Here is a 22,475-nt window from a genome sequence, read left to right as displayed (position 1 = left end):
GTCATTCATGAAAATTGCCATTGCCAACGATGTCGCCATGGCCGCCGAGGCCCTGCGCCGGGTGGTCGCCAGTACGCAGGAACACCAGGTGCTGTGGATCGCCCGCACGGGGCTCGAAGCCGTGCGCATGTGCGAGGGCAATCGTCCCGACCTGATCCTGATGGATCTGAACATGCCGGAGATGGATGGCGTGGAAGCGACGCGCCTGATCATGGAGCAAAGCCCGTGCGCCATCCTCGTCGTCACGGGCCGCCCGCAAGACAATGTCAACCAGGTCTTTCGCGCGCTGGGCGCGGGCGCGCTCGACGTCACGGCCACGCCCGTGCTGCAGGGGGAAGTGGGCGGCGACAGCGAACTGCTGGCCAAGATCAAGACCATCGGCAAGCTGATACGCCACAGCGCCGAAGCACCGCCGCCGCGCCAGGCGCCAGCCAATGGCGGCGAGCGGGGCGACGGCCAGGTCATCACCCTGGTGGCCATCGGCGCCTCGACGGGCGGGCCCTCGGCCGTGGCCAAGGTGCTGTCCGGCTGGACGGCGCCGCCCGGCTGCGCCATCGTCGTGGTGCAGCACATCGATGAAACCTTCGCCTCGCACTTCGCCAAATGGCTCGATGACCAGCTCAGCATGCCCGTGCGCGTGATCGCCGATGGCGACGAACTGGTGTCGGGCGCCGTACTGATCGCCAAGACCAATGATCACCTGCTGCTAGATCAAAATTATCGTTTGGGTTACGATGCAGCACCACGCGACTATGTTTACCGCCCGTCCGTCGATGTCTTCTTCAACTGCGTGGCGCAGCATTGGCGCGGCGATGCCATCGGTGTATTGCTCACAGGCATGGGGCGCGACGGCGGCGATGGCTTGCTGGCCATGCGCCGCGCCGGCAAGACGACGATTGCGCAAGACCAGGCCAGCAGCGCCGTGTATGGCATGCCGCGCGCGGCTGCCGAACTCGATGCGGCGCAGCAAATCCTGCCATTGGATAGAATAGGCGCCAGCCTGCGCAGCCGCCTGGGCGCCAAGCTCAACAATGGGTGGGAGCCCTCCTCTAACATCTGAAAAGAATGCAATGCCAGAATTCTCCTCCAGCTTCACCCAGCATGAGCCCGCATTGACCGAATTCAAGGTCAGCGTGCTGCTGGTGGACGACCAGTTGATCATCGCCGAAGCAGTCCGGCGCATGCTCAGCGACCAGCAGGATATCGAATTTCATTACGTGACCGACGCCACGCAGGCGCTGGACACGGCACTGCGTTTGCAACCGAGCGTCATCCTGCAAGACTTGGTGATGCCGGGCATCGACGGCTTCGCCCTGATCCAGCTGTACCGCGACAACGCGGCGCTCGCGCATGTGCCCGTCATCGTCATGTCGGCCAAGGACGATCCGAAACTGAAAGCCCACAGCTTTGCCGTCGGCGCCAACGATTATGTGGTGAAACTGCCGGACCGCCTGGAATTGCTGGCGCGCATACGCCACCATTCCAACGCACACATCAGCCGATTGCAGCGCGACCAGGCTTTTCGTTTCCTGCGCGAAAGCCAAAAGAATCTGGCCGACGCGAATATTGAATTACAGAAACTGGCCGCCCTCGATGGCTTGACGGGGATCGCCAACCGGCGCCGCTTCGATGAAACCCTGCAGTTCGAATGGCAACGGGGCCATCGCGACAAGACGCCGCTGAGCCTGCTGTTCTGCGATATCGACCATTTCAAAAGCTATAACGACCACTTTGGCCACCTGGCGGGCGATCTGGGCCTGAAAAAGGTCGCCGCCGTGCTGACGGAACATTTGAAACGCCCGGCCGACCTGGCCGCCCGCTATGGCGGCGAAGAATTCGCCCTGATCCTGCCGGAAACGGAAGCGGCCGGCGCGCTGCTGATCGCCGAGGCATGCCGGCGCCATCTGGAAGGCTTGCAGATCGAAAACCCGGCGGCAAGCAAGGGCATCGTCACCATCTCGATCGGCGTGGCCACCGTCGTGCCATCGCCGGACTCGACGATCGAGCAACTGATCAACCGCGCCGACCAGGCCCTGTACGCGGCCAAGCGCGGCGGACGCAACAGCGTGCTGAGCGCCAATGACGTCCAAGACTGATTTTTAACAGCAAGGAAAGTGAAGCATGAGCACACAACTGGACAATGTCAGCGTCGTCAAGAAGTCGAATATCTACTTTGACGGCAAATGCGTTTCGCACAACGTCATCCTGGCCGATGGCACGAAGAAAAGCGTGGGTGTGATTTTCCCGTCATCGTTGCGCTTCAACACGGGCGCGCCGGAAATCATGGAAATCGTCGGCGGCCTGTGCAAGGTACGCCTGGCCGATGCAAGCGAGTGGAACAGCTATGGCGCGGGCACGCAATTCAGTATCCCGGGCAATAGCTATTTTGACATCGAGACCGTCGAAACCGTCGACTACGTCTGCCACTTCGGTTAATCAGACAAACACAGGCTCGGGCGACAGGCGCACGCCATATTTCGCCTCTACATCATCCTGTATCGCTTCCGCCAGCCGGGTAATGTCCGCGCCACGAGCGCCGCCATTGTTCACCAGAACCAGTGCCTGCTTGGGATACACTCCCGCGGGCCCCAGGTTTTTCCCCTTCCAGCCACATTGATCGATCAGCCAGCCGGCAGCCAGCTTTTCCGTGCCATCGGGCTGCGCATGGTGCACCAAGGCAGGGAAACGTTCCAGCAAGGCCGCACACTGTTCGCGTGACACCACTGGATTCTTGAAAAAACTGCCCGCATTGCCGATCACGGCAGGATCCGGCAATTTTCGCCGGCGGATCGCCATCACCGTGTCGGCCACCTGCTGCTGCGTCGGCTCGGCAAGATTGCGCTCGGCCACGGCTTGCGCCAGTTCCGCATAGCGCAAGTTCGGCTGCCATTCGGCCGGCAAGGCAAATGTCACTTCCAGCACGATCAGTTCGCGCCCGTCCGCCTGCTTGAAGATGCTGTCGCGGTAGGCGAAGCGGCAAGCATCGCGGTCCATGTCGAAAACGATGCCGCTGCCGCTGTGCATGACGCTCACGCTATGCAGATAATCCTTGATTTCCACACCATACGCGCCGATATTCTGGATAGGCGCCGCGCCTACCGTGCCGGGGATCAATGACAGGTTTTCCAGCCCGCCCACGCCTTGCGCCAGGGTCCACTGCACGAAATCGTGCCAGTTTTCGCCGGCCGCGGCCGTGACGAGTATCGTCTCGAAGTCCGCCTGCGCCAGGCGCATGCCGCGCGTGGCCATGTGCAGTACGGTGCCGGGAAAGTCGCCAGTCAGCACAATGTTGCTGCCGCCGCCCAGTATCAGGCGCGGCGTGGCGGACAAGGCGGGATCTTGCAGCGCGGCCTGCAATTGGGCCTGCGAAGTGATGCGTACGTAGGCGGCCGCGTTGGCCATGATGCCGAAGGTATTCAGGCGCTGGAGGTTGTAATTGTGTTCGATGGTGAGCTCTGCAGACATGGGATAGCGATTATTTTGCTCGATTATAGAGTGAAACCGACAAAAAACCAGCGCAAGACAAGGGCGACCTGCCCGTTGTCCGTTAAAATGTCGCATCTTTAACAGGGCCGTCCCATGGCGCAGAATCAGCCGCCAAGGCCCAGCGCGCCGAGCGTGCGCTCGCTTTAACAAGAAAAGGAACAGACCATGCCGTCATTTGATGTAGTCTCCGAAGCCGATATGATCGAAGTCAAGAATGCCGTCGAGCAATCCAACAAGGAAATCACGACCCGCTTCGACTTCAAGGGCAGCGACGCCCGCGTCGAACACAAGGAAAACGAATTGACCGCGTTCGCGGACTCGGAATTCCAGCTGAGCCAGGTGCGCGACGTACTGACCAACAAATTGACCAAACGCAAGGTCGATGTGCGCTTCCTCGACGAAGGCGACATCAAGAAGATCGGCGGCGACAAGGTCAAGCAGATCATCAAGATCAAGAACGGCATCGAATCGGATGATGCCAAGAAAATCGTGCGCGTCATCAAGGACAGCAAGATGAAAGTGCAAGCGAGCATCCAGGGCGAAGCCGTGCGTGTCACGGGCGCCAAGCGCGACGACCTGCAAGCGGCCATGGCCATGCTGCGCAAGGACGTGCCCGACATGCCGCTGGAATTTAATAATTTCCGCGATTAATTTCGATGATGCGCACGCTCCGGCCTGCGCTTGCACCGGCGTGGCGGCAAGCTGCCTCGGAGCACCTGCCCGCTTGGGGTAGAATTGAAGCTGCGCACAGCTACATGCGCCCGCGCGCCTGACCGGCAGCGGGCTTGACCGTACATCTGGCTCAGTGATAACCACGGTAGTCTAAGGATAGCAATGAAACGTGTTGATGATTTCCGCCTGCGATTTGGCAAAAAAGAATATGTGCCCATCATGATAGGCGGAATGGGTGTGGATATTTCCACGTCGGAGCTGGCCCTGGAAGCGGCCCGGCTGAACGGTATCGGGCATATCTCCGATGCCATGGTGGAAGACGTGTCGGATCGCCGTTTCGACACCACTTTCGTCAAAGACAAGACGAAACTGTACAAGTTCAACATCAATAACAGCGACAAGGCCGTGGTGCAGTTCGACCTGGGCCGCCTGGCGGAAGCGCAGCGCCTGCATATCGGCCGCACCATGGAAGCGAAAAAAGGCGATGGCCTGATTTTCGTCAATTGCATGGAAAAGCTGACCATGAACGGTCCGCGCGAAACCTTGCGCGTGCGCCTGAACGCGGCACTCGACGCCGGCATCGACGGCATCACCCTGTCCGCCGGCTTGCACTTCGGCTCGTTTGCCCTGATGGCCGACCATCCGCGTTTCCGCGATGCCAAGCTGGGCATCATCGTCTCGTCCGTACGCGCCTTGCAGATTTTCCTGCGCAAGAACGCCAAGCTGGACCGCTTGCCCGACTTCATCATCGTCGAGGGACCATTGGCCGGCGGCCACCTGGGTTTCGGCATGGACTGGGCCAATTACGACCTGCACACGATCACGGCGGAACTGCTGGCCTACCTGAAGGCCGAGCAGCTGGATATCCCGCTGATCGCCGCTGGCGGCATCTTCACGGGCAGCGACGCCGTTTCCTTCCTGGAAGCGGGCGCGGCTGGCGTGCAAGTGGCGACGCGCTTTACCGTCACCAAGGAATGCGGCTTGCCAAACAAGGTCAAGCAGGAATACTACAAGGCCTCGGAAGAAGACATCATCGTCAATGGCGTCTCGCCGACGGGCTACCCGATGCGCATGCTGAAGAACACGCCCGCCATCGGCGCCGGCATCCGTCCAGGCTGCGAATCGTATGGCTACCTGCTCGATGCGACGGGCAACTGCGCGTACATCAACTCGTACAACCGCGAAGTGGCAGCCCATCCGGAACAAAAAACCATCGTCGTGATGGACAAGACTTGCCTGTGCACGCACATGCGCAACTTCAACTGCTGGACCTGCGGCCACTACACGTATCGCCTGAAGGACACCACGCACAAGCTCGACAACGGCGAATACCAGATCCTGACGGCCGAACACGTCTTCAAGGATTACCAGTTCAGCGTCGACAACCAGATCGCCCTGCCGGAAAAAGAAATCCTGGTAGCAAGCTGAATCTTGTCAGCCTGATATAAAAATGGCGCAGCCTGTGAAGGCTGCGCCATTTTTTTATGCGGGTAGCATGTGCCGCAATACCCGTTCGATCGCGTCGAACTTGGGCCGCCGCAATACCTCGTCCTGCAGACAAGCATCCAGCATGGCCTGCAGGCCGGGCAAGGGCATCGTGCAATGCACGGCCAACTCACCCAGCAGCACGCCAAAGGCGCGCGCCTCTATGCCTTGCAGCACCTCCCCCTGCGGCGAACCGGGCGCAAACATGGACGCCGCGCCAAAGTCGCCCAGCAGGCAGGCGCCGGCGTCCGCGTGCAGGATATTATGGCCGTAGACGTCGCCATGCGTGATGCCGCGCGCATGCAGTTGCCACAAGGCCGAGGCGATGCCCCGGGCCAGGGCCAACACGTGCTGCGGCTCAAGGCAATCGCCATCCGCATACACGTCGCGCGTGCACGACGCCAGGCTGGGTGGTCCGGCCAGGTTGCGGAAAACGGGATCGATCAGCGGCATGACCAGCCCCATCGCCCCTTGCAGATGGCCGGCGAAGGTGCCGAGGATGGGAATCACGCTGGGATGCGCCCCCGTGCTGACGCAGGAGGCCATTTCGCTGCGCGGCAAGCCGTCGCTGGTCATCGCTCCCTTGAATACTTTGACGGCCACGTCATTGACGCCATCGAGACGGGCACGGTAAATCACGCCCGATGCGCCCTCGCCCAGCTGCTGCGCCAGTTCCAGGCGCTGCCATGCCACGCCAGCAGCCCCCGTACCGGCCAGAGCGGCCAGCTCACGCGCTTCCGTAAAGGGATTGCCCGCATACGCGAGCCAACTCAGGCGTGGTAAAGACAGCAGGCAGTCGGGCAGCGCCGGGAAACGGTTGGCGGCAATGCGCACCAGCTCGAGCCGATGGCAAGCCGCCAGGGTAGCGGGCAAGTGGCTCAGGCAGTTCCCAGCCAGCATGAGTTTCTGCAATTGACTGCACTTGCCCAGCTCATCCGGCATGGATTCGATGGCATTGTCGGTCAGGGTCAGCCAGCGCAGCCTCGGCGGCAAGGCTGCGCCCGGTACGTGGCGTATCCGGTTCGCCTTGAAACCGATCATTTCCAGGGCTAGACATGAACCAAGCACGGCCGGCAAGGTGGTGAACAGGTTATCCGAGCAAAAAATGATGCGCAGCTTGTGCAGGCGCGGCAAATCGTCGGGCAATGTGGACAGCGCGTTGCCGGACAGGTCGAGGATTTCCAGGCTGTCGGACAAGTCGAAGATTTCGCGGGGAAATGTCGTCAAGCCGCAGGACAGTTTCAGGCGGCGCAAGCCGGCCAGTTGGCCAGCACGTAATTGTTCCAGTGTATGCACAGCAGACAAGATATCCCCTTCAAGGTAGCACGCGATCGATGCCATGCAGAAAAACCATTGGACGTAAATAACAACAACCGGGGTCAGACCCTCAATGCCGCTAACGCAAGAGTCATAGCTAATGGGCGAGGGGGTCTGACCGTAGGTCGGCTTAGCGCGCAGCGCGTAAGCCGACAACCACCCGCGGCGCCTATCAAACCACCAGACGTAAAAAAAACCCGACCTGCTGATCGGAAGTTTTTTTTCGAATAACAAGCCTGACGATAACCTACTTTCACACTGGTTGCAGCACTATCATCGGCGCAAAGTTGTTTCACGGTCCTGTTCGGGATGGGAAGGGGTGGGACCAACTTGCTATGGTCATCAGGCATAACTTGTACTGGCATTTGTCCTCGGTTGAGCGACAAAGCCTGAATCTGGAAGAAGCAAAGATTGGGGTAATGACTGGTAGTATCAACACACACGCAACGTTGTACCGTCTTATCCTCTGTACCTGCTAAGGTTATAGGGACAAGCCGTACGGGCAATTAGTACTGGTTAGCTTAATGCATTACTGCACTTCCACACCCAGCCTATCAACGTCCTGGTCTCGAACGACCCTTCAAAGAGCTCAAGGCTCTGGGAAATCTCATCTCAAGGCAAGTTTCCCGCTTAGATGCTTTCAGCGGTTATCTCTTCCGAACTTAGCTACCCGGCAATGCCACTGGCGTGACAACCGGTACACCAGAGGTTCGTCCACTCCGGTCCTCTCGTACTAGGAGCAGCCCCCTTCAAATTTCCAACGCCCACGGCAGATAGGGACCAAACTGTCTCACGACGTTTTAAACCCAGCTCACGTACCACTTTAAATGGCGAACAGCCATACCCTTGGGACCGGCTACAGCCCCAGGATGTGATGAGCCGACATCGAGGTGCCAAACTCCCCCGTCGATATGAACTCTTGGGAGGAATCAGCCTGTTATCCCCAGAGTACCTTTTATCCGTTGAGCGATGGCCCTTCCATACAGAACCACCGGATCACTATGTCCTACTTTCGTACCTGCTCGACTTGTCAGTCTCGCAGTTAAGCACGCTTATGCCATTGCACTATCAACACGATGTCCGACCGTATCTAGCGTACCTTCGAACTCCTCCGTTACACTTTAGGAGGAGACCGCCCCAGTCAAACTGCCTACCATGCACTGTCCCCGATCCGGATAACGGACCAAGGTTAGAACCTCAAACAAACCAGGGTGGTATTTCAAGGTTGGCTCCACGAGAACTAGCGTCCCCGCTTCAAAGCCTCCCACCTATCCTACACAGATTGGTTCAAAGTCCAATGCAAAGCTACAGTAAAGGTTCATGGGGTCTTTCCGTCTAGCCGCGGGTAGATTGCATCATCACAAACATTTCAACTTCGCTGAGTCTCGGGAGGAGACAGTGTGGCCATCGTTACGCCATTCGTGCAGGTCGGAACTTACCCGACAAGGAATTTCGCTACCTTAGGACCGTTATAGTTACGGCCGCCGTTTACTGGGACTTCAATCAAGAGCTTGCACCCCATCATTTAATCTTCCAGCACCGGGCAGGCGTCACACCCTATACGTCCACTTTCGTGTTTGCAGAGTGCTGTGTTTTTATTAAACAGTCGCAGCCACCAGTTTATTGCAACCCTTTCACCCTCATGGAGTAAACCAATCAAGCTACCGGGGCGTACCTTTTCCCGAAGTTACGGTACCAATTTGCCGAGTTCCTTCTCCCGAGTTCTCTCAAGCGCCTTAGAATACTCATCTCGCCCACCTGTGTCGGTTTGCGGTACGGTCTCGTATGACTGAAGCTTAGAGGCTTTTCTTGGAACCACTTCCGATTGCTTCGTGAACAAGTTCACTCGTCCCATCCCCTTGAATCCTGCGCCCGGATTTGCCTAAGCGCCTTCTATGAGACAGAAACTGACTATTCCAACAGTCAGACAACCTTCCGCGATCCGTCCCCCCATCGCATCATACGACGGTGCAGGAATATTAACCTGCTTCCCATCAGCTACGCATCTCTGCCTCGCCTTAGGGGCCGACTCACCCTGCTCCGATGAACGTTGAACAGGAAACCTTGGGCTTACGGCGTGGAGGCTTTTCACCCCCATTATCGCTACTCATGTCAGCATTCGCACTTCTGATACCTCCAGCATCCTTTACAAGACACCTTCGCAGGCTTACAGAACGCTCTCCTACCATATATCCTAAGATATATCCGCAGCTTCGGTGACTGGCTTAGCCCCGTTACATCTTCCGCGCAGGACGACTCGATCAGTGAGCTATTACGCTTTCTTTAAATGATGGCTGCTTCTAAGCCAACATCCTGACTGTTTTAGCCTTCCCACTTCGTTTTCCACTTAGCCAATCTTTGGGACCTTAGCTGGCGGTCTGGGTTGTTTCCCTCTTGACGCCGGACGTTAGCACCCGACGTCTGTCTCCCAAGCTCGCACTCATCGGTATTCGGAGTTTGCAATGGTTTGGTAAGTCGCAATGACCCCCTAGCCATAACAGTGCTCTACCCCCGATGGTGATACTTGAGGCACTACCTAAATAGTTTTCGGAGAGAACCAGCTATTTCCAAGTTTGTTTAGCCTTTCACCCCTACCCACAGCTCATCCCCTAATTTTTCAACATTAGTGGGTTCGGACCTCCAGGGCGTGTTACCGCACCTTCATCCTGGCCATGAGTAGATCACTTGGTTTCGGGTCTACACCCAGCGACTGATCGCCCTATTCGGACTCGATTTCTCTACGGCTTCCCTATTCGGTTAACCTTGCCACTGAATGTAAGTCGCTGACCCATTATACAAAAGGTACGCAGTCACGGAACAAGTCCGCTCCTACTGTTTGTATGCACACGGTTTCAGGATCTATTTCACTCCCCTTCCGGGGTTCTTTTCGCCTTTCCCTCACGGTACTGGTTCACTATCGGTCGATTACGAGTATTTAGCCTTGGAGGATGGTCCCCCCATATTCAGACAGGATGTCACGTGTCCCGCCCTACTTGTCGTACGCTTAGTACCACCGGTCCGATTTCACATACGGGGCTATCACCCACTATGGCTCCTATTTCCAGAGGATTCTGTTATCGGTCCGACTATCACGTACAGGCTCTTCCCATTTCGCTCGCCGCTACTTTGGGAATCTCGGTTGATTTCTTTTCCTGCAGCTACTTAGATGTTTCAGTTCGCCGCGTTCGCCTTGCATACCTATGTATTCAGTATGCAATACCCTAAAAGGGTGGGTTGCCCCATTCGGAAATCTGCGGATCAAAGTGTGTTTGCTCACTCCCCGCAGCTTATCGCAAGCTACTACGTCCTTCATCGCCTGTAATCGCCAAGGCATCCACCATGTGCACTTATTCGCTTGTCCCTATAACGTTAGCCTCTTCATTCCGAACGCATCAAAGAGCGCTACAGGGATAAGAAAGTACAACGTTGTTGCTTGTTTGTTGATACATACAATCATTACCCATCGATTCGCTTTTTACGGCAAACCGATCAATAAATAATCTTTACTTCTTCCAGATTGTTAAAGAACATACAGCACTTGGTCTCGAAAAGACCAAACCTAAATTCAATCACCGATGTGATCAACTTACGTTTGAACTTTTGGTGGAGGATGACGGGATCGAACCGACGACCCCCTGCTTGCAAAGCAGGTGCTCTCCCAGCTGAGCTAATCCCCCTGAGATTTACTACAGAAACTGGTAGGGCTGGTTGGACTCGAACCAACGACCCCCGCGTTATCAACACGGTGCTCTAACCAGCTGAGCTACAGCCCCAAATGCTGTTCTTTATATTAACAGCCGATAAGTGTGAACATTTGATKCGTGAKTCWRRTGGGTGATAAGTGCMAACTCTAGAAAGGAGGTGATCCAGCCGCACCTTCCGATACGGCTACCTTGTTACGACTTCACCCCAGTCACGAATCCTACCGTGGTAAGCGCCCTCCTTACGGTTAAGCTACCTACTTCTGGTAAAACCCGCTCCCATGGTGTGACGGGCGGTGTGTACAAGACCCGGGAACGTATTCACCGCGACATGCTGATCCGCGATTACTAGCGATTCCAACTTCATGCAGTCGAGTTGCAGACTACAATCCGGACTACGATACACTTTCTGCGATTAGCTCCCCCTCGCGGGTTGGCGGCGCTCTGTATGTACCATTGTATGACGTGTGAAGCCCTACCCATAAGGGCCATGAGGACTTGACGTCATCCCCACCTTCCTCCGGTTTGTCACCGGCAGTCTCATTAGAGTGCCCTTTCGTAGCAACTAATGACAAGGGTTGCGCTCGTTGCGGGACTTAACCCAACATCTCACGACACGAGCTGACGACAGCCATGCAGCACCTGTGTACTGGTTCTCTTTCGAGCACTCCTCAATCTCTCGAGGATTCCAGCCATGTCAAGGGTAGGTAAGGTTTTTCGCGTTGCATCGAATTAATCCACATCATCCACCGCTTGTGCGGGTCCCCGTCAATTCCTTTGAGTTTTAATCTTGCGACCGTACTCCCCAGGCGGTCTACTTCACGCGTTAGCTGCGTTACCAAGTCAATTAAGACCCGACAACTAGTAGACATCGTTTAGGGCGTGGACTACCAGGGTATCTAATCCTGTTTGCTCCCCACGCTTTCGTGCATGAGCGTCAATCTTGACCCAGGGGGCTGCCTTCGCCATCGGTGTTCCTCCACATATCTACGCATTTCACTGCTACACGTGGAATTCTACCCCCCTCTGCCAGATTCTAGCCTTGCAGTCTCCAATGCAATTCCCAGGTTGAGCCCGGGGATTTCACATCAGACTTACAAAACCGCCTGCGCACGCTTTACGCCCAGTAATTCCGATTAACGCTTGCACCCTACGTATTACCGCGGCTGCTGGCACGTAGTTAGCCGGTGCTTATTCTTCAGGTACCGTCATTAGCAAGAGATATTAGCTCTCACCGTTTCTTCCCTGACAAAAGAGCTTTACAACCCGAAGGCCTTCTTCACTCACGCGGCATTGCTGGATCAGGCTTTCGCCCATTGTCCAAAATTCCCCACTGCTGCCTCCCGTAGGAGTCTGGACCGTGTCTCAGTTCCAGTGTGGCTGGTCGTCCTCTCAGACCAGCTACTGATCGATGCCTTGGTAGGCTTTTACCCTACCAACTAGCTAATCAGATATCGGCCGCTCCACGAGCATGAGGTCTTGCGATCCCCCACTTTCATCCTTAGATCGTATGCGGTATTAGCGTAACTTTCGCTACGTTATCCCCCACTCTAGGGTACGTTCCGATATATTACTCACCCGTTCGCCACTCGCCACCAGAGCAAGCTCCGTGCTGCCGTTCGACTTGCATGTGTAAGGCATGCCGCCAGCGTTCAATCTGAGCCAGGATCAAACTCTTCAGTTTAATCTCTGTTACTTTGCCATTTTATTGGCACCGTCTTGCGACGGGTCGCTCACTCAAAAAACTGACAGGCCACTACTTTCGTAGCGCCTACTTCATTATTTCTTGTGAACATTTGATATTTTAAGTTAGACGCCAATCCGAAGATTGACGCAGCACTTACATCAAATGCCCACACTTATCGACTGTTAATTGTTAAAGAACTGTATTCGGTACTGCTTTCGCGCTATCGACAAAGCGTTGTGTTTGTCAGCTGCGAAGAAGGAAGAGTATGAAGCGTTTGCAGTATTTCGTCAACCTTCTTTTTTCTCGTCTCATTCAGCATTTGCATGCGTCGTTCAGCGAGGGGGCGAATTATAGCCCTGCCTCACATTCCCCGCAAGCGCTATTTACCACCCCTCACCGTCCAGCAAGCCTGGTCTTCACTTCAAGCGCCTTTTTGTGCAGCCTGTCGCAATCGGCTGGCGTAGTTCGTGGTCTTTAGGCACAGTGGCAACATCAGACTCTGACGCTACGCAACAAGCGGTTAAACTTGCCCGCTGCGTCGATTAACTCTTGTACTTGAAAGTGCCCCCATGCTTCCGATTTCCAGCCTGCCCGAATTGTTGAAAACCATACTCGCTTGGTTGCAACGGGCATTCGACGCGACGACGACCTGGGTCACCCAACTGTCTTGGTGGAAATTCTTCCTGTTCGCTGCCCTGGCCCTGATCGCCGGCTCCATTTTGCAAGATGAGCTGTTCTCATCCAGCCCGGACGAAGAAGTTGTCATCAAGTCGCATAAACGCAGCAGCAAGGGTTCGGGTGAAACCAATATCCTGATCGACGATACGGGCATTCATTTCAATCCCCGCAACAGCAAGAACCGGCGCAGCAGCGCGGCCGATGCAGCCAGCGAGCCGGCCGATGCCGCCGAGGCGGACGCCCAAGCCAGTGCCGTTCCGCCGGAGCCACCTGAACCACCAGCCGCCCCCGCCAAACCCAACTATCCCGTAACGACCAATGCCTCGGGCGAAGAAGTCCATATTGAATTGCCGCCGCAAATCGGCGAAGAGCTGTCGAATGCCATCGAAGAAGCCGTCGATGATGCGGCAGAACAAAAAGTATCGCGCTATCACCAGCAAGCGTCGACCTGGTTCAAGAGTTTTGTCTCCTTGCTGGTATTGGCCCTGTTCGCCATGAAAGCCCTGGTCGGCGGCAAGAAACGTGCGGAAGCGCAAACCGTCACGGCAAACGAGGCAGCCGAGCGCGAATCCATGCAGCGCCAGCTCAGCGAAGCGAAGATGCAGATGATGCAGGCGCAAGTGGAGCCGCACTTCCTGTTCAACACGCTTGCCTCGGTCGAACACCTGATTCAGGTCGATCCGCCGCGCGCGGCCAAGATGCAGCGCAGCCTGATTCAGTATCTGCGCGCCGTGCTGCCGCAAATGCGCGACAACGCCCTGATTACCAATCTGGGCCGTGAAGCGGACATGGTGCAAGCGTACTTGAACCTGCTGAAAATGCGCATGGAAGAACGCCTGACCATCGATTTCCAGATTCCCGACGGCCTGCGCAGCGCCGCCTTCCCACCCATGATGCTGCAATCGATGGTGGAAAACGCCATCAAGCACGGCCTGGAAGTCAAGCCGGAAGGCGGCACCCTGCGCATCGTGGCGGAAGTGGCGCACAGCAAGCTGCGCGTGACGGTCACCGATGACGGCCTGGGCTTTGGCGTAGTGCCCAGCGATGGCACGGGCCTCGGTTTGCCCACCATCCGCGAGCGTTTGAAACTGCTGCATGGCGACGAGGGCAGCCTGACCATTACGCCAAATCAACCGTCCGGCGTGTGCGCCGTGATCGAAGTGCCCTATCAATTGTCCAAATAAGACAGAGTAGTTGATAAAAACGCTAAATCATTGAATAATCAATCTTCGCCCGTTCACACTTGAGACTTATGCCTACCGCTATTATTGCCGACGACGAAAGACTGATGCGCGACCAGCTGCGCCTACGCCTGGGCCAGGCCTGGCCTGAACTGGAAATCATCGGCGAAGCCAAGAATGGCGACGAAGCGATCGAACTGGTGGAGCAACTCAAGCCCGACTTTGCCTTCCTCGATATCCGCATGCCGGGCAAGACGGGCATGGAAGCGGCGCAAGCAATAGGCGGCAAGACGCATATCGTCTTCGTCACGGCCTATGACAGCCATGCCGTCGAGGCCTTCGAGCGGGGCGCCGTCGATTACGTGCTCAAGCCGCCCGAGCATGAGCGCTTGCTGGTGACGGTGGAGCGCCTGAAAACGCACTTGAACAAGCCGGCCCTGGACGTCAACAGCAGCGTCACGGCCATGCTGTCGCAGCTGGCGGAAAAAATCACGGCCAAGCCCACCTATTTGCAATGGATACAGGCCAGCATCGGACAGGACTTGCGCATGATTCCCGTGGAAGAGATCCTGTTCTTTCGTTCTGACGAGAAATACACGTGCGTACAGACAGCCAAGTATGAGGCGCTGATCCGCAAGCCCGTGCGCGACCTTGCTGAAGAGCTCGATCCTTCGCTGTTCTGGCAAATCCACCGCGCCACCCTCGTTAACGTGAATGCCATCGAAGGCGTGACGCGCGACATCCGCGGCCGCCACCTGGTCCTCATCAAAGGCAAGTCCGACAAGCTCGAAGTGAGCCGCAGCTTCTTGCACCTGTTCAAGCAAATGTAAGTCTCCGCCGCCCGGCTCAGGCCGGCGCGGCGCATGCCGCTCTTCTGCCTCCTTTCTGCGCCACATCAAGCCGCGCCGCGCCAGCAGGCATAGGCTATATCAAGTCCCGCCCGTCATTCCTGCACTGCCTGCCTTCGTTCACGTTCGCAAGGAGACCCCAATGCCCGACCGAGGCAGCCCCACACTGCTGCGCATCTTGCCGCTGGGTATGGCGGCGGCGCTTTTGCTGTACCTGCTTCCTCCACTGAAAGCCCGGCGGCAACAGCAGGCGCGCGGCCAGGCCATCATCGACAGCGCCAGCGACGCCATCATCAGCATCGACAGCCGGCAAATCATCCTCCATGCGAACGCGGCGGCCGCCAGATTGTTCGACGACACGCCGGCCGGCATGCGCGGCATGCGCCTGGGCCACTACATCCTGCGCGACTTGCGTACTCTCGGCAGCCTGGGCACGCACGATGGCGATCCGCCGTTTGACGACATCAGCCTGGAACTGCGCCTGACGGGCCGGCGCGCCACCGACTACACCTTGACGGGACGGCGCAGCGATGGCGCCATGTTTCCCCTCGAAGGTTCGCTCTCGGCCATGCAGGAAGATGGCCAGAGCGTGTTTACCATCATCGTGCGCGACATCAGCGCGCGCCAGCAGATGCATGAACAGCTGGCCCGTTCCTTTTCGCAACTGCGTGAATTGTCGAGCGCGCTGCAAACCATCCGCGAAGAAGAGCGCAAGCATATCGCGCGCGAACTGCATGATGATCTGGGGCAGTTGCTGGCTACCTTGCGCGTCGACCTGACCCTCGTGCGCCAGCACACGGATACCACCGCGTCCCTGCAGGCGCTGCTGCACAGCATGGACGGCTTGCTGGTGACGTCCATCACCTCGCTGCGGCGCATCGCCAGCAACCTGCGTCCGCGCGCGCTCGATGAAGGAGGATTGTATTTTGCGCTACAAAAACTGCGCTACGACTTCCTGCTGCGCCGCGCCATCCATTTCGACTTGCTGGCCGACGAAGCCGACCTCGTGCTCGACGACGCGCGCAGCACGGCCATCTACCGCATCGTGCAGGAAGCGCTGACGAATATCGCGCGCCATGCCGAGGCCAGCCACATCACCATCGCCCTGCACCGCATCGATTCCTCGCTGGCGATCACCATCCAGGATGACGGCCGCGGCATTGCCGAGCACGACCTGGAAAAAGCCACGGCGCTTGGCTTGCTGGGCATGCGCGAACGGGTATGGGGCTTGAACGGCAACATCCATATCGGTACCGATAGCGAACTGGGCGGCACGCGCATCGAAATCTCGCTGCCCATGCATGCCGAGGCGGCCGCCGCAGCCATGTAATAGAAAAGGCGCCCGCAGGCGCCTTTTCTTCATCACATCGAATGATGCTTAGAATTTGTGTGCCAGACCGATCTGGTACGAGGTCAGCGACTTGACGCGCTCGCGGCCAGCGTAAGCGTACACGTCGGTGCGCTTCGACAGGTGGTAGTCATAGCCAATGCCGAATTCCTTGATGGTGTCCTGATCCTTGAACTTGTTGTTGCTTTGCTCTTGCTTGCCGTACGACACTTTGGCATCGCCGCCGCCAACCGTGTAGTTCAGGCCAATCAGGTAGGACTTGAATTCGCCAGTCGTGGCAACTTTGGTGTCGCCTTTCGAGTAGGCGGCCGTGATCTTGGCTGGGCCGAATTTATAGCCGCCACCGATGGACCACAGGTCAGGCTTGGCAGCCGTTGCCGTCGCTTGTACGGCTTTTTCGTAGCCGGCGTGCAAGCTGATCGGGCCATTGTCGTAGGTTGCCAAGCCGATCACGCCTGCGTCAGCGCTGTTGACTTCGCTCAGCACGTATTGCAGGCTGCCCACGAAACCGTCAAAGCTTGGGCTGTTGTAGGTCACGGCATTGTTGACGCGCGACGTGCCGACGCCGGAACGCAGCAGGGTTTCATTGTTCTTGCCAACCACGCCGTAGGTGTTGAATGGATCGACGCGGGCGATGGTGCCGTCGACCAGATTCTTGGTGCGGCCCAGGATGGCGGTACCGAAAGCGCCTTTCAAGCCCACGTAGGCTTGACGGTCGAACAACACGCCTTTTTGCGCGCCGGTGTCAGCCAGGAATTCACTTTCCAGGTTGAAAATTGCGGACAGGCCGCCACCCAGATCTTCCGTACCCTTGAAACCAAGGCGCGACGCATTGTTTTCGCGTTGTACCGTTGGCTGGCCAGTGGTCTTGGCAATACCGAGGTCAACCAGGCCATACACGGTGACGTTCGATTGTGCTTGTGCCGTAGCTGCTGCGAAGGTGCCGATGATCAATGCTGCCAGAGTAATTTTTTTCACTTGAGATTCTCTACATTAGGTTGGACAAGAGTGGTGCTGCTTAGCTGCTGAACCGAATCATGCCCACCAAATACTTCAACAATATGACATCGACAAGATGTTGCTTTTTGGCACAACGTCGTGTCAGATAAAAACAACAGGCGAAAAAAAACCGCCCGGAGGCGGTTCTTGCAGCATCAGCTTACTTCAGGCGGCAGCTCAGCAGCCAGTAGTATTCCAGGCGCTTCATGCGGATTTCGCGGGCCGAGTGGGCAAACTTCTTGCGCAGGTGGCTATCCGACGGGAAATTCTTCAACACTTCATAGCGCTCGCCCCCATCCGTCGTGCGGAACTGGTGGGTATTGCCTTCCAGGTCGGTGCGCGCGATCACGGTGCTGCTGCCATCGACATAGGAATTGTCGATCAGTACCAGCAGGATGTCCTTGCCCAGTTTCGTGCGCAATTGCTTCAGGTACTTGTCCTGGTCTTCGCGCTTGACGTGCGACCACCAGAAACCGGCGAACACGGCCGTAAACTTGCCCAGCAAGTCATCGGGCAAATTGAAGGCGTCGAGCTTGGCGAAACTGACGTTGTCGGGCAAGCCGCGCGATTGGGCCAGCGCCAGCATTTCATCGTTGATATCGGTGGCCAGCACGGAGTCGGCCGACTCGGCGACCACTTCCGTCCAGTAGCCGGTGCCGCAAGCCAGTTCCAGCACGGTGTGGCCTTCCAGCACGTCGGCGACCTTGTCGCGCAACACTTCCAGGTCTTCCTGGCGTTCGGGCTTGTCATAGACGCGCTCGTACTGTTGCGCGATGGTGGCGTAATATTTGGCAAGCTGATCGGTAATCATTGTTTCTTCTCTTCTTAAATAATCTTGGCCAGGCAACTCGCCCGGCCGGCTTCATGCATTGTTTATAGTTCGTAGTGCTCTTTATCACCGCTCATCGCCTGCTCTATGAGCTTGCGGTTCAGGGTCGGCGTCAGCAACTCGATAAAGGTATAGATATAGCTGCGCAAATACGCGCCCTGCTTGACGGCCACGCGCGACACATTCATACCGAACAGATGGCCGACAGGGATGGCGCGCAAGCCTTTGTCGCGCTCGGCATCGAAGGCCATACCCGCTATGATACCAATCCCCATGCCCAACTCGACATAAGTCTTGATCACGTCCGCATCGATGGCTTCGAGCAAGATGTCCGGCTTCAAGCCGCGCAGCACGAAAGCGTGGTCGATCTTGTTGCGTCCGGCGAACGCGCTGTCATAGGTAATCAGGGGGAAAGCGGCGATTTCTTCCAGGGTCACGGACTTCGATTTGAGCAGCGGATGATCGACGGGCACCACCACCACGTGCTCCCATTGATAGCATGGCAAGGTAATCAAGCCATCGATGGCCGCGATCGATTCCGTGGCGATGGCCAGGTCCGCCTGGTCGCGCTGCACCATCTCGGCGATCTGGCGCGGATTGCCTTGCAGCAAAGATAATCTGACCTTCGGGAACTTCAGCATGAAGGCTTGCACGACCTTGGGCAAGGTGTAGCGCGCCTGCGTATGCGTGGTGGCGATGGTAAAGCTGCCGCTGTCCTGCGCCGCGAATTCCTTGCCGATGCGCTTCATGCTGTCGATTTCCTGCATGATCAGCTCGACCGACTCGAGCACCAAACGGCCCGGCTCCGTCAAGCCGCGGATGCGCTTGCCATGGCGCGTGAAAATATCCACGCCCAGTTCTTCCTCCAGCTCGATGATGGCTTTCGATACGCCCGGTTGCGACGTAAACAAGGCCTTGGCGGCGTCCGTCAGGTTGTAATTCTGCCGGACCGCTTCGCGCACGAAGCGCAGTTGATGGAGATTCATTGCTGGTTTGCCCTAGATTGCCGTGATTTGCCGAGTTTCCGCCCCACCCATGATTTTGCGTTCATGCATATACGCATATCGCATATAAGCAAATGCGTACTTAGTAGTTTGGAATAAACACTAAGTTTATTACTATTGCGGGTACTTTGGGGGTGCAAGCATGACTTTGTCTTATATAGTCTCAGGATTTGCCGTAGGATTACTCGTAGGAATGACCGGCGTGGGCGGCGGCTCGCTGATGACGCCGCTGTTAACCCTGCTGTTTGGCGTACCGCCTTCCGTGGCCGTCGGTACCGACCTGGCGTTCGCCTCGATCACCAAGAGCGCCGGCACGCTGACGCACCGCCTGCGCGGCACCATCCGCTGGGATATCGTCAAGCGCCTGTGCATCGGCGCCCTGCCCGCCGCCGTCATCGCGACTCTGGCGCTCAAATCGTTCGGCACCCTGTCGCCGGAAATCGGCCAGATCATCCGCTACTCGATCGCCGGCTCCGTGCTGCTGACCGTCGTGGCACTGATTTTCAAGGGCCGCATGCTGGCCTGGATCAATGCCCACCCCGAGAAACAATTACAAGGCAACAAGCTTGCCGCTGCGACCATTATTGCCGGCGCCGTGCTGGGCGTGCTGGTAACGGTCTCGTCGATCGGCGCCGGCGCCATCGGCGCAACCCTGCTGGTGATGCTGTATCCACGCATGAGCTCGGCAGAAGTGGCGGGCACCGATATCGCCTATGCCGTGCCCCTGACGGCCATCGCCGCCCTGGGCCACTGGTGGCTCGGTTCCATCCACTGGGAATTGCTGGCCTCCTTGCTGGTCGGCTCCCTGCCCGGCATTACGCTCGGTTCCTGGGTCGCCCGCTCCGTGCCGGAAAAGTTTTTACGAGTGCTGCTGGCGATGACCTTGACCGGCGTGGCAGTGAAGCTAATCTATTAATGACCGAACAAGTGACAAGAGCAGTATCAAGAACATAATCCCAGGCAATCTTCCAGCACCCCGGCTTTTTTAGGAATTGATATGTACCATTACGATCAGTACGACCACCTCATCATCAAAGAACGCATCGCCCAGTACCGAGACCAGGTTGCGCGCCGTATCGCCAATGAACTGACGGAAGAGGAATTCATTCCGCTGCGCCTGCAAAACGGCCTGTACATGCAACGCCACGCCTACATGCTGCGCATCGCCGTCCCGTACGGCTTGCTGTCGGCCAAGCAGATGCGCATGTTCGCGCACATCGCGCGCAAGTACGACCGCGGCTACGGCCACTTCACGACGCGCCAGAACATCCAGTTCAACTGGATCGAACTGGAGCAGACTCCCGATATCCTGACGGACCTCGCTTCCGTGGAAATGCACGCGATCCAGACGTCCGGCAACTGTATCCGTAATACAACATCGGACCCGTTCGCCGGCGTCGCGGCCGATGAAATCATCGATCCGCGCCCGTACGCGGAAGTATTGCGCCAGTGGAGCACCTTCCACCCCGAGTTCATCGCCTTGCCGCGTAAATTCAAGGTCGCCATCAATGGCGCCGAGGAAGACCGCGCCGCCATCGCTGTGCACGACATCGGCTTGACGGCCGTGCGCAACGAAGCCGGCGAAGTGGGCTTCAAGGTGATGGCCGGCGGCGGCATGGGCCGCACGCCGATTTTGGGCAGCGTCGTGCGCGACTTCCTGCCATGGCAGCATTTGCTGACCTACATCCAGGCCATCATGCGCGTGTACAACTTGCACGGCCGCCGCGACAACAAATACAAGGCGCGCATCAAGATTTTGCTGAAAGCCATCGGCGTGGAAGAATTCACGCGCCAGGTGGAAGCTGAGTGGGTCGACTTGAAGGATGGTCCCGAAACCCTGACGGCCGAAGAAATGCAGCGCGTGGCGGACTTCTTCAATCCGCCCGCTTACCTGGCCTTGCCTGAACTCGACTACAAAGCCGAGCACGCGGACAACAAAGCCTATGTGAACTGGCTTGCGCGCAACGTCAAGCCGCACCAGCGCCCCGGCTATGTGGCCGTCGTGCTATCCCTGAAGAAAACGGGCGTGCCGCCCGGCGACGCGACGGCCGAGCAGATCGACTTCGTGGCCGACCTGGCCGACCGCTACAGCTTTGGCGAACTGCGCGTGACGCATGAGCAAAACCTGGTGCTGGCCGACGTCGAGCAATCGAAACTGTTCACGCTGTGGCAGGAAGCCAAGGCGCACGGCCTGGCCACGCCGAACATCGGTTTGCTGACGGACATGATCTGCTGCCCCGGTGGCGATTTCTGCTCGCTGGCGAACGCCAAGTCGCTGCCGATCGCTGCCGCCATCGCGGAACGTTTCGACAGCATCGACTTCCAGCACGACATCGGCGAGATCGAACTGAATATTTCCGGCTGCATCAATGCCTGCGGCCACCATCACGTGGGCAGCATCGGCATCCTCGGCGTCGACAAGGATGGCAGCGAATGGTATCAAGTGTCGATAGGCGGCGCGCAAGGCAACAACGCGGCCATCGGCAAGATCATCGGACCATCGTTCTCTTCCCTGCAAATGCCTGAAGTCATCGGCCGCCTGCTGCACGTCTACGTGCGCGACCGCCACGAAGGCGAGCGCTTCGTCGACACGGCCCAGCGCCTGGGCCTGGCGCCGTTCAAGGAACACGTATATGCAACGCCGATCACCGTCGGCAACCTGGTGGGAGAAGACGAATATGTTTGAAGTACGCGAAGAAATCATCAAGAACGCCGCCGTGGTGCCGAATACCTGGGGCTTGCTGCGCCTCGATGAAAACGACACGCCGGAAACGGTGGTCGTGCCAGCCGGCAAGGTCATCGTGCCGCTGCTCGTATGGCAAGCCCAGCGCGAAACCCTGGCCGCCCGCCTGCCCGACATCGGCGTATGGCTGGCCAGCGACGAGCGCCCGGAAGAACTGGCGGCCGACGTGGCGCAGCTGCCCGTCATCGGCGTGGACTTCCCGAAATTCACGGATGGCCGCGGCTATTCCATCGCCTTCAACCTGCGCGCCCGCCTCGGTTTCCAAGGTGAATTGCGGGCAATTGGCGACGTGCTGCGCGACCAGCTGTTTTCCATGCACCGGGTCGGCTTCGACGCGTATGCGACACGCCCCGACCGCAGCATCCATGACGCCCTGAAAGGTTTATCGGTCTTCTCGGAAACCTACCAGGCGTCGTGGGATCAAAAATCGCCGCTGTTCCGCCGCCACCAGCGCGAAGGCCAGAATCCTGACCTCGACAACGCGGCCGGCATCTGAG

16 protein-coding genes, 2 tRNA genes and 3 rRNA genes are annotated in these 22,475 nt (G+C 57.6%); 11 read left to right on the top strand and 10 right to left on the bottom strand.

The genetic code is table 11. From position 1 onward, the window contains the following. The first annotated feature begins 7 nt into the window (after positions 1–7). The 3 genes from cheB to ppnP are packed head-to-tail and all read left to right on the top strand — an operon-like array spanning position 8 to position 2,436. Positions 8–1,060, top strand: a complete 1,053-nt coding sequence (gene cheB / locus AC4BCN_RS08945; RefSeq protein WP_490493095.1) for a chemotaxis-specific protein-glutamate methyltransferase CheB — start codon at positions 8–10, stop codon at positions 1,058–1,060. Positions 1,061–1,070: 10 nt separating this feature from the next. Then, positions 1,071–2,096 carry a diguanylate cyclase gene (locus AC4BCN_RS08940; RefSeq protein ID WP_139090827.1) on the top strand — a complete coding sequence of 342 codons (1,026 nt, stop codon included), beginning with the start codon at positions 1,071–1,073 and terminating at the stop codon, positions 2,094–2,096. A 25-nt stretch (positions 2,097–2,121) separates the two neighbouring features. Next, positions 2,122–2,436 (top strand): pyrimidine/purine nucleoside phosphorylase, encoded by a 315-nt coding sequence (ppnP, locus tag AC4BCN_RS08935; RefSeq protein WP_034759406.1) that lies wholly within the window; start codon positions 2,122–2,124, stop codon positions 2,434–2,436. Here the strand turns inward: ppnP and murB are convergent, their stop codons facing one another. Then, positions 2,437–3,465 carry a UDP-N-acetylmuramate dehydrogenase gene (murB, locus tag AC4BCN_RS08930; protein ID WP_490493094.1) on the bottom strand — a complete coding sequence of 343 codons (1,029 nt, stop codon included), beginning with the start codon at positions 3,463–3,465 and terminating at the stop codon, positions 2,437–2,439. 186 nt (positions 3,466–3,651) lie between these two features. On the opposite strand from murB, the gene AC4BCN_RS08925 reads away from it, so the two are divergent. Further along, positions 3,652–4,137, top strand: coding sequence for a YajQ family cyclic di-GMP-binding protein (locus tag AC4BCN_RS08925; RefSeq protein ID WP_034759416.1), 486 nt, complete (start codon positions 3,652–3,654; stop codon positions 4,135–4,137). A gap of 183 nt (positions 4,138–4,320) precedes the next feature. Further along, positions 4,321–5,586, top strand: a complete 1,266-nt coding sequence (locus AC4BCN_RS08920) for a nitronate monooxygenase (RefSeq protein WP_490493093.1) — start codon at positions 4,321–4,323, stop codon at positions 5,584–5,586. A gap of 54 nt (positions 5,587–5,640) precedes the next feature. On the opposite strand, the gene AC4BCN_RS08915 is transcribed toward AC4BCN_RS08920, so the two are convergent. From AC4BCN_RS08915 to AC4BCN_RS08890, 6 genes are all read right to left on the bottom strand, one after another. Continuing rightward, positions 5,641–6,939 carry a leucine-rich repeat-containing protein kinase family protein gene (locus AC4BCN_RS08915; protein WP_490493585.1) on the bottom strand — a complete coding sequence of 433 codons (1,299 nt, stop codon included), beginning with the start codon at positions 6,937–6,939 and terminating at the stop codon, positions 5,641–5,643. A 255-nt stretch (positions 6,940–7,194) separates the two neighbouring features. Then, positions 7,195–7,307 (bottom strand): 5S ribosomal RNA (gene rrf / locus AC4BCN_RS08910). Between the two features lie 138 nt (positions 7,308–7,445). Next, positions 7,446–10,321: ribosomal RNA gene (locus AC4BCN_RS08905) — 23S ribosomal RNA — on the bottom strand. A 240-nt stretch (positions 10,322–10,561) separates the two neighbouring features. Continuing rightward, positions 10,562–10,637 (bottom strand) — tRNA-Ala (locus AC4BCN_RS08900). A gap of 19 nt (positions 10,638–10,656) precedes the next feature. Further along, a tRNA-Ile gene (locus AC4BCN_RS08895) sits at positions 10,657–10,733 on the bottom strand. 81 nt (positions 10,734–10,814) lie between these two features. After that, positions 10,815–12,345 (bottom strand): 16S ribosomal RNA (locus AC4BCN_RS08890). The 16S, 23S and 5S rRNA genes sit together here with 2 tRNA genes alongside, the layout of an rRNA operon. 572 nt (positions 12,346–12,917) lie before the next feature. On the opposite strand from AC4BCN_RS08890, the gene AC4BCN_RS08885 reads away from it, so the two are divergent. The 3 genes from AC4BCN_RS08885 (at position 12,918) to AC4BCN_RS08875 (ending at position 16,385) form a co-directional block, all read left to right on the top strand. Next, positions 12,918–14,210, top strand: coding sequence for a sensor histidine kinase (locus AC4BCN_RS08885; protein ID WP_128140132.1), 1,293 nt, complete (start codon positions 12,918–12,920; stop codon positions 14,208–14,210). Positions 14,211–14,278: 68 nt separating this feature from the next. After that, the gene (locus AC4BCN_RS08880; protein WP_490493092.1) at positions 14,279–15,037 is read left to right on the top strand and encodes a LytR/AlgR family response regulator transcription factor; all 759 of its coding nucleotides are present in this window, start codon (positions 14,279–14,281) and stop codon (positions 15,035–15,037) included. 160 nt (positions 15,038–15,197) lie between these two features. Further along, on the top strand, positions 15,198–16,385 hold the full coding sequence (locus AC4BCN_RS08875; RefSeq protein ID WP_490493091.1) for a PAS domain-containing sensor histidine kinase: 1,188 nt from the start codon (positions 15,198–15,200) through the stop codon (positions 16,383–16,385). A 48-nt stretch (positions 16,386–16,433) separates the two neighbouring features. Here AC4BCN_RS08875 and AC4BCN_RS08870 read toward each other — a convergent pair whose 3' ends face one another. The 3 genes from AC4BCN_RS08870 to AC4BCN_RS08860 all read right to left on the bottom strand — a co-directional run bounded on the left by AC4BCN_RS08870 (position 16,434) and on the right by AC4BCN_RS08860 (position 19,217). Next, positions 16,434–17,381: a porin gene (locus AC4BCN_RS08870; RefSeq protein ID WP_456148907.1), complete on the bottom strand. Its 948-nt coding sequence runs from the start codon at positions 17,379–17,381 to the stop codon at positions 16,434–16,436. Positions 17,382–17,562: 181 nt separating this feature from the next. Further along, positions 17,563–18,213: a class I SAM-dependent methyltransferase gene (locus AC4BCN_RS08865; protein ID WP_139092712.1), complete on the bottom strand. Its 651-nt coding sequence runs from the start codon at positions 18,211–18,213 to the stop codon at positions 17,563–17,565. 62 nt (positions 18,214–18,275) lie between these two features. Continuing rightward, positions 18,276–19,217 carry a CysB family HTH-type transcriptional regulator gene (locus AC4BCN_RS08860; RefSeq protein ID WP_034751505.1) on the bottom strand — a complete coding sequence of 314 codons (942 nt, stop codon included), beginning with the start codon at positions 19,215–19,217 and terminating at the stop codon, positions 18,276–18,278. 160 nt (positions 19,218–19,377) lie between these two features. Here AC4BCN_RS08860 and AC4BCN_RS08855 point away from each other — a divergent pair, with 160 nt between their 5' ends. The 3 genes from AC4BCN_RS08855 to AC4BCN_RS08845 all read left to right on the top strand — a co-directional run bounded on the left by AC4BCN_RS08855 (position 19,378) and on the right by AC4BCN_RS08845 (position 22,474). Next, the gene (locus AC4BCN_RS08855; RefSeq protein ID WP_034751508.1) at positions 19,378–20,151 is read left to right on the top strand and encodes a sulfite exporter TauE/SafE family protein; all 774 of its coding nucleotides are present in this window, start codon (positions 19,378–19,380) and stop codon (positions 20,149–20,151) included. A gap of 81 nt (positions 20,152–20,232) precedes the next feature. Then, the gene (locus AC4BCN_RS08850) at positions 20,233–21,921 is read left to right on the top strand and encodes a nitrite/sulfite reductase (RefSeq protein WP_128140135.1); all 1,689 of its coding nucleotides are present in this window, start codon (positions 20,233–20,235) and stop codon (positions 21,919–21,921) included. Then, complete coding sequence (locus AC4BCN_RS08845) at positions 21,914–22,474, top strand: DUF934 domain-containing protein (RefSeq protein WP_034782220.1); 561 nt, start codon at positions 21,914–21,916, stop codon at positions 22,472–22,474. Before AC4BCN_RS08850 ends, AC4BCN_RS08845 begins: the two co-directional genes overlap by 8 nt. The last annotated feature ends 1 nt before the right edge of the window (position 22,475 follow it).

Source organism: Janthinobacterium sp. Bl 1 (genome assembly GCF_058215535.1).
Note: the sequence above shows the minus strand (reverse complement) of the source record. Positions and strands in the feature narration are given on the sequence as shown.

Bases quoted from the DNA above. Each gene is read 5' to 3' on its own strand.
- AC4BCN_RS08865 (WP_139092712.1), bottom strand. From the start codon at position 18,213: ATGATTACCGATCAGCTTGCCAAATATTACGCCACCATCGCGCAACAG.
- murB (WP_490493094.1), bottom strand. From the start codon at position 3,465: ATGTCTGCAGAGCTCACCATCGAACACAATTACAACCTCCAGCGCCTG.
- AC4BCN_RS08875 (WP_490493091.1), top strand. From the start codon at position 15,198: ATGCCCGACCGAGGCAGCCCCACACTGCTGCGCATCTTGCCGCTGGGT.
- ppnP (WP_034759406.1), top strand. From the start codon at position 2,122: ATGAGCACACAACTGGACAATGTCAGCGTCGTCAAGAAGTCGAATATC.
- AC4BCN_RS08920 (WP_490493093.1), top strand. From the start codon at position 4,321: ATGAAACGTGTTGATGATTTCCGCCTGCGATTTGGCAAAAAAGAATAT.
- AC4BCN_RS08855 (WP_034751508.1), top strand. From the start codon at position 19,378: ATGACTTTGTCTTATATAGTCTCAGGATTTGCCGTAGGATTACTCGTA.
- AC4BCN_RS08850 (WP_128140135.1), top strand. From the start codon at position 20,233: ATGTACCATTACGATCAGTACGACCACCTCATCATCAAAGAACGCATC.
- AC4BCN_RS08885 (WP_128140132.1), top strand. From the start codon at position 12,918: ATGCTTCCGATTTCCAGCCTGCCCGAATTGTTGAAAACCATACTCGCT.
- AC4BCN_RS08845 (WP_034782220.1), top strand. From the start codon at position 21,914: ATGTTTGAAGTACGCGAAGAAATCATCAAGAACGCCGCCGTGGTGCCG.
- AC4BCN_RS08940 (WP_139090827.1), top strand. From the start codon at position 1,071: ATGCCAGAATTCTCCTCCAGCTTCACCCAGCATGAGCCCGCATTGACC.
- AC4BCN_RS08880 (WP_490493092.1), top strand. From the start codon at position 14,279: ATGCCTACCGCTATTATTGCCGACGACGAAAGACTGATGCGCGACCAG.
- cheB (WP_490493095.1), top strand. From the start codon at position 8: ATGAAAATTGCCATTGCCAACGATGTCGCCATGGCCGCCGAGGCCCTG.
- AC4BCN_RS08860 (WP_034751505.1), bottom strand. From the start codon at position 19,217: ATGAATCTCCATCAACTGCGCTTCGTGCGCGAAGCGGTCCGGCAGAAT.
- AC4BCN_RS08925 (WP_034759416.1), top strand. From the start codon at position 3,652: ATGCCGTCATTTGATGTAGTCTCCGAAGCCGATATGATCGAAGTCAAG.